The sequence below is a fragment of the Vibrio sp. 03_296 genome, from assembly GCF_002265885.1.
In genome coordinates, this window is the sequence record NZ_NPKW01001041.1 from 1 (window position 1) to 810 (window position 810).

Below are 810 nucleotides of genomic sequence, written 5' to 3' on the forward strand. Positions count from 1 at the left end.
CACTGTTTGCTCAAGAAGGACTCGACCTGACGCTTCAAACGGCTTACGCTTCGCTTTCGATATCCACGTTAACGCCATAGGAGTTTTTACGCTCAGGGAAAATCGCCGCTGGCAATGGGATCTTGGTATGTTCAGGTTCAAATGAGGTCAGCGCTTCTACTGGGTGTTTGGTGAGCTCTGCCACTGGGCAGCGCGCATCGACCAAACGGTGGACAAACGAGCTGTTGGCACCGTTTTCCAGCAGACGACGTACAAGGTATGGCAGCAAATCTTTGTGGCTGCCCACAGGCGCGTAAATGCGCACTGGCTGACGATACTGCTCCATCACATGGTTATAAAGTGAATCACCCATGCCATGCAAACGTTGGAACTCGTAGTCACTGTGAGTCGCCATGGTGGCAATCGAGGAAACGGTTTGTGCGTTATGGCTAGCAAATTGCGGGAAGATGTTGCCGCGCACTTCATCGCTTAACAGGAAGCGAGCACACGCTAAGTACGCCACATCAGTGGCTTCTTTGCGAGTGTAAACAGGGTAGTTATCGTAACCGCGCTGCTGAGACCACTTCACTTCGCTGTCCCAATACGCGCCTTTCACCAAACGCAGTGGGATCAATCCCCTTGCTCTTTAGCAAGTGCGTTGAGCCACACCAACACCGGCAGAGCACGTTTGGAATACGCTTGCACCACCAGACCAAACTTGCCCAACCTTTTACCGTTTCACTGCGGTAGAGTTTTCAAACAGTTTGAGAGAGAGCTCTAGACGGTCGGCTTCTTCCGCATCGATGGTGATCGCAACGTCTAGCTCGACGG

1 pseudogene is annotated in these 810 nt (G+C 52.3%); it reads right to left on the reverse strand.

Annotated features, from left to right (window positions below):
• Positions 1–810 (reverse strand): annotated as a pseudogene (locus CIK04_RS29710) (proline dehydrogenase family protein); the annotation flags it as partial.